Source organism: Bradyrhizobium sp. th-b2 (assembly GCF_000426785.1).
GTDB classification, from domain to species: domain Bacteria; phylum Pseudomonadota; class Alphaproteobacteria; order Rhizobiales; family Xanthobacteraceae; genus Bradyrhizobium; species Bradyrhizobium septentrionale.
The window spans coordinates 1-5,857 of sequence record NZ_AUGA01000159.1; the positions used below are offsets into that span (position 1 = coordinate 1).

A 5,857-nucleotide genomic window follows, 5' to 3' on the forward strand; every position below is an offset into this window, starting at 1 on the left:
CCCAGCTCCGGTCGCGGTAGCCGTTGCGCTGGGCCAGACGCTCGGGACTCTTCTCGCCGTAGGCCGCTCCGGTCTGGCCTTCGACTTCCAGCTCCATCAGCCGCTGGGCGGCAAAGCCGATCATCTCGCGCAACAGATCGGCATCAGGGGTCTTCTCCACGAGCGTGCGCAGGTCCATCATATCGTCGGTCATCGGTGGTTCCTCGGTTGCGTTGGCGTGTCGCAACCCGATCCTACCGGCGAATCGCCGGTGACCACCGCAAAGCCGCCCGCCCGCTACGGCGCTATTTGAGGCGCGCGTACCGGGCGGCTTTGCTCTTCCGAGCTACACCATCACTGGGGGAAACGACCGCGCCGAAAGGTGCGGAGGCGAGATCGAAGCGGTATGGTCGAGTGGGCATAGCGCCGAGGGTGACCCGCGCAATCTGGCTCGACTGTATTCGGTTTTTAGCTCACACGACGAGTTGTTCATACCGTCGCCCTATCCGATTAGAGTTGATTGGCAATAACCTGACATGACCGCATTCGGTTGAGGACAGCCCATGTTCGCGGCCAGACACTGAAACGAGAGGCGGCACGCCCGGTCCGCGCAAAGCATACGAATCTGTCTCTTCGGCAAAGTTGGCACGTCTGATGCTGAGAGCTGGCTGGGTCAAATCCACCAAGCGAGGGGCATTTGCCGCCAAACGGCTGCATCGAATGCGGTGAGCTCCAAACAACTTTTTGATCTAAGGGCCGCAGAAAAGCGATGAATGGCGAGACGCGTATGCTTACCGAAACCCAATCCGGCACAACTCAATTTGTGGACCGCGAACCGATCGACGCGATCACGGCGCTCGATCGCTTTGCAAGATCGGCTCCGGAGAGGGGCGCGCTGAGCTACGGCGGAGCCGAACTTACCTACCAGGCGCTGCGACTAAGATCGGATGCCCTCGCAAGGACGTTGCAAAAGCATGGCGCTCAGGGCGCGGTGGACGGCTATTGGGGCAAGCGAGATTTCGACTGGGCAACGGCAGTTGTCGCCATCTTGAAGGCCGGATCAACGTACCTGCCACTCGATCCATCATTACCGGCCTCGCGTACATCATTCATGATCGAGCAGAGCCGCTGCGCTCTGATCATTGGCCCAGACCGGCAGGATTGGCCTAACCAACTCTCTGCGAGCAGCAACGGCGCCACGCAATACATCCCGATAGCGGCGGCGCTATGCGAGGGCCAGACCTCGTCTGTCGCGCCATCATCGCGCGGGCATCGACTTGCCTACATTCTGTTTACGTCTGGTTCAACGGGCCAGCCAAAGGGCGCAATGATCGAGCGCGCAGCCCTAAACAATCACTTGATGGCAAAAATCGACGGCCTGCGTCTCACACGGACGGATTGTATCGCGCAGACTGCATCGCACTGCTTTGACATCTCGCTGTGGCAGCTTCTGGCAGGGCTTTGCGTCGGAGCCAGGATCGCGATCATTGATGAAGCGACACTGAAGTCGCCAGGCGGCTTTCTCAAAGCCATTCAAGGATGCGGCGTAACGGTGGCTCAATTCGTCCCGTCAATGCTCGCGAGATTTGTTGAGCATCTGCAGTCACTTGCGGCTGCCGAACGAGCTCTGGACGGTTTGCGGATTATTTCCACGGTCGGAGAACCTCTAACGCCCGGATTGGCACGCGCGTGGCTTGCTTTATACCCCCGGATCCCGATTCTCAACCACTACGGCCCGACCGAATGCGCGGACGGCGTGACACATCATCTGGTTTCTGCACCCCCTGCGCCGGCTGACCTCTATGTGCCGATCGGCAAGCCGATTTCTAACCTTGCGGTTTATGTCGCTGACGGACCGCGGCTGTGCGGCACCGGAGAGGTCGGCGAACTCTGTGTTAGCGGCGTTGGCGTTGCTGCCGGTTACGTCAATGACGATGTCCGCACCAGGGATGCCTTTGGGCCCAACCCGTTCTCAAACAATCCCTCGTTCCGGCGCCTATACAAGACAGGTGATCTCGGGCGCGTTCGCTCCGATGGTTTTCTGGAATGTCTCGGTCGACGGGACCGTCAAGTCAAAATCCGCGGGCACAGAATTGAGCTGGGAGAAATCGAAGCCCGCCTCTGCGCTCACCATTTGGTACGCGGCGCTGTCGCGGTTGCCTCCGTCCGCACCGGCGCAAAGCTTACGGCAAGGGACATAACCCACGCAGCGGAGGACGCCGCCGCATCGAAACGACTCATCGCGTATGTTTCCGCTCCGACTGACGTGGCGGAAGACGAACTTCAGACCTTTCTTGCTGAAGCGCTTCCCACGTACATGCTCCCGGAGAGGATCATCCTCGTCGGTGCCATTCCACTAACCAGAAACGGAAAGATCGATTTAGGCGCATTGCCAGACCCGACCAGTATTCGCCCCTCATTGCCGACGCCATTCGAGGCGCCACAAACAAAGCTCGAAGCCCAGCTCAGTCAGATCTGGTCCGGCGTTCTGCACATTGAGAACATTGGCGTAAATGACGAGTTCATAAGCCTCGGGGGGACTCGCTCCGGGCAATGCTTATATTGAGCCAGTTGCATACCACGCTCGGACTGAGAGTGGATTTCAGGCTGGTCCTGAATGGAACGATCCGATCGCTGGCGGCTGCGATCGCGGCCCGACTCGGCTCCGAGCCGTGCAAAGCTCCGGCGCCCGGAAAGCTGATACGATCGCCTCTGACGAGGGTTCAGGAGCATCTCTGGTTCCTCTCGCAGCTCGATCCGTCCGCGAGGAACTACATCATTCAAGGCGGCCTGCGAATAAGGGGCAACATTGATACAGCCGCGTTCAATCGCGCCTGGACCGACGTCGTTCATTCCCATCAGGCACTTTCGGCGCGCTTTATCGACGATGACGGTCCGGTTCAGCTGTTTGATGTTCCGCAATGCGCAGATCTAGACTTGGTTGATGCATCTCATCTCACAGCGAAGGACGCTGAGGAACTCATCGCGGAGTTGCGGCAGACAGAATTGAACAGCAACTTTGATCTCAGTCAAGGCCACCTGTTTCGCGCGCGCATGATCCGTTTTGGCGCTGATAACCATCTGATCCTGATCACCGCTCATGAAATTATCATCGACGCCTGGTCGATCTCGGTTCTGCTCAGAGACCTTCGACAAAGGTACGTAGATGCCGGGGCGTTTTTGCCTGAGAACCGCGCGTCATTCTCGACCTACGCGATATGGGAACAGCAACACCTTACGTTAGAGGCGTTAGCCGGCCAACGTAGCTATTGGCGTCGTCAGATTGGCGATGATCCACCGGTTCTTTCGCTTGGAACGGGGCGGTCGCGGGCGCAGACAAATTCCCACCGGGGCGCCTCGCAAGCGTTGTTACTTGGCAGTGAGCTCTCCAATCAGGTACGGGAGTTTGCACGGCGGCATAGGTGCACCACCTCGACAACACTCCTCGCGTGCTTCAAGCTGCTGCTACAGAAGTATGTCGGTCAGGACGATATTATCGTTGGCATCCCGCATGTCGTCCGCGACCAACCTGGCAGCGCCGAAGTCGTCGGCTTCTTCCTGAATATGCTGCCAATCCGCACCGCGATCGATGTCGGCCGATCGTTCGAGGATCATGCCTTGCGCGTTCAGGGGCTGGTCAGCGATGCGATCGCAAATTCGGCATATCCGTTGAGCTGGATGGTGAGGGATACCCGGCTATATCGCGAAGCGGGACGATCACCGATCTTTCAAGCCATGTTCAACATGTATTCTGAGGCGGCAGAGCCGCCTGGCCAACATGGGTTGGATCTGACATTCCGCGAGTATGAGACCGGCTATGTAAAATTCGATCTGACACTGTACGCACAATATCACGGCGATGAAATTGCTCTTCAGCTCGCATATGCGGAAGACATAATTTCCAGCGATCTGATCGCCCGCATGGCCGACAACTTGCGATGTCTCATTGCGGCCTGCGTTGAGAAGCCGCTTGCGCCCATCATGGATCTGAGCTGTCTCAGCGCCGCAGACATCGCTGTGCAGGAGTCGCTTAATGGCTCGGCGCAACCGTATGAGGCTGAATGTCCGCTTGTCGAAGCATTCGAGCAAGTCAGCGTCTCCAATCGCAACCAAGTGGCATATTTCGGTGATTTCGGCGAGATTACATTTCGCCAGCTACGTGAGCGCGTAACAGCAATCAGGTCGTCACTACGGGCCTCCGGCGTCGGGACAGGCGATATGGTCGCGATGCTGGTCGACCGGTCGCCTGACGCGGCCGCTATTATTCTGGCGGCACGCGCCTTGCGGTCCATTGTTGTCCCTATATCATCAGATTATCCTCGTGATCGGATCGAACATATCCTGCGAGATAGTCAGGCAAGGCTTTTGGTTCACGCAAATAGCGTCGACCCTGGGTTTGACTTGCCGTCGGTCTGTCTATCGACCCTAGAAGGGTGCAACGTGTCCGCTAACGGTGGCGAGTGCAGCGGCAAACCATCAGATCAGGGAATTGCAAACCTTATATACACGTCGTCCTCAACCGGGACAGCGAAGGGGGTTCCTATACCGGAATCGGCAATCCTCAATCGACTGAACTGAATGTGGCGACGCTTTCCCTTCGACAATACCGATTAGTTGTCCAAAAATCCGCGTCACTTGTTGCTTCCGCTTGGGAGTACTTTGGGGGGCTTCTGCGAGGCGCGCCCGCACTGATCCTGACTCAAGAGCAGCTGCTTGATCCAGATCTATTGTTGTGCGTCTTGGCGCGACATCGCGTGACACGCTTATTTGCCTCACCGGCACTGCTGTCCGGCCTCATTGCTTCCCAGGACCGTAATCCGCAACTGACCACCTTGCGGTTGGTCACAAGCAGCGCCGAACCAATGCCGTCCTGGCCCCCGTTCGCTGGCGCGCGCATTTTCCGAACGTGCCGTTGTGGAACTTCTATGGTGCTACGGAATGTGCATCCAATGCAGCTGTCTACGAAACATCGGATACTGACGACGGCTCGTCGCTCGTTCCCGTTGGGCGCGCAATCGACAACGTCAAACTCTACGTGCTCGATGCCCACTTGAAGAGAGTCCCGGTCGGAGCAGCCGGCGAGCTCGGCGTCGCGGGACGCTGCGTAAGCGCTGGATACTGGGGGGATGAAGATCGGACGAGCCGCTGTTTCGTGTCAAATCCTTATGATAATGGACAATACAGCATTCTTTATCGCACTGGCGATATCGCACGCATCTCAACCAGCGGCCTTCTTGAGATTTGCGGAAGATCGGACAACCAGATCAAACTACGGGGCTTTCGCGTAGAGCTGGAGGAGATCGAAGCGGCCCTTGAGTCTCATCCGGGCATTGCAAAGGCGGCGGTCTTCGCAGAAGGCCTTGAGGACCACGGCCGCTTGACCGCTATCGTGGTGCCCGTACGCGACAGTCTGGGCTCGGGAGATATTGTTGCTCTCCTGCGCCATACCTTGCCGTCCTATATGATTCCCTCCGCATTCCGTTTGGTTGACAGCATCCCGCTTACGGCTAGCGGCAAGATAGATCGAGCGTATCCGTCCGAGGGCGGCCGTCTTGCGAGTTTTTCCGATCTGTAGCTGACTGTCCTTATGGACGGACATAAGGACAGTGCGGTGCTGAGCCGCATGGATTTGGTGGAGACCGGTCGGCGGCGACGCTGGACGCGTGCGGAGAAGCTCAGAATCGTAGAGGAGAGCTTCTCGGGGCCACGACTGGTGTCGGCGACGGCTCGCCGGTATGGGATATCACGTCAGCTTCTGCTGAGCTGGCGCAAGGCTTGGACCTGTCATGATCCGGCCGAAGAGGATTCGATCGGCCCGACATTCGTCCCTGCGATAGTTGCGGCAAGTACGCCGCCAACGACGGAAGCTGTCGAGACA

5 protein-coding genes and 1 pseudogene are annotated in these 5,857 nt (G+C 58.1%); 5 read left to right on the forward strand and 1 reads right to left on the reverse strand.

Translation table 11 applies throughout. The features are described from left to right. Positions 1-193 (reverse strand): transposase (locus tag K359_RS0146470; protein ID WP_029085095.1); only part of this gene is annotated, 193 nt, incomplete at its 3' end. Positions 194-766: 573 nt separating this feature from the next. On the opposite strand from K359_RS0146470, the gene K359_RS65460 reads away from it, so the two are divergent. From K359_RS65460 to K359_RS60500, 5 genes and pseudogenes are all read left to right on the forward strand, one after another. Then, entirely contained in the window at positions 767-2,545 is a 1,779-nt protein-coding gene (locus K359_RS65460) for an amino acid adenylation domain-containing protein (RefSeq protein ID WP_245284942.1), read from the forward strand. 29 nt (positions 2,546-2,574) lie between these two features. Continuing rightward, a complete protein-coding gene (locus tag K359_RS65465; protein ID WP_245284943.1) occupies positions 2,575-4,557 on the forward strand; it encodes a condensation domain-containing protein in 1,983 nt (660 codons plus the stop codon). 2 nt (positions 4,558-4,559) lie between these two features. Continuing rightward, positions 4,560-4,790 (forward strand): annotated as a pseudogene (locus K359_RS66595) (hypothetical protein); the annotation flags it as partial. A 59-nt stretch (positions 4,791-4,849) separates the two neighbouring features. Beyond that, the gene (locus tag K359_RS65470; protein WP_256375223.1) at positions 4,850-5,554 is read left to right on the forward strand and encodes an AMP-binding protein; all 705 of its coding nucleotides are present in this window, start codon (positions 4,850-4,852) and stop codon (positions 5,552-5,554) included. A gap of 48 nt (positions 5,555-5,602) precedes the next feature. Then, a partial coding sequence (locus K359_RS60500; RefSeq protein WP_245284941.1) for a transposase occupies positions 5,603-5,857 on the forward strand: 255 nt, incomplete at its 3' end.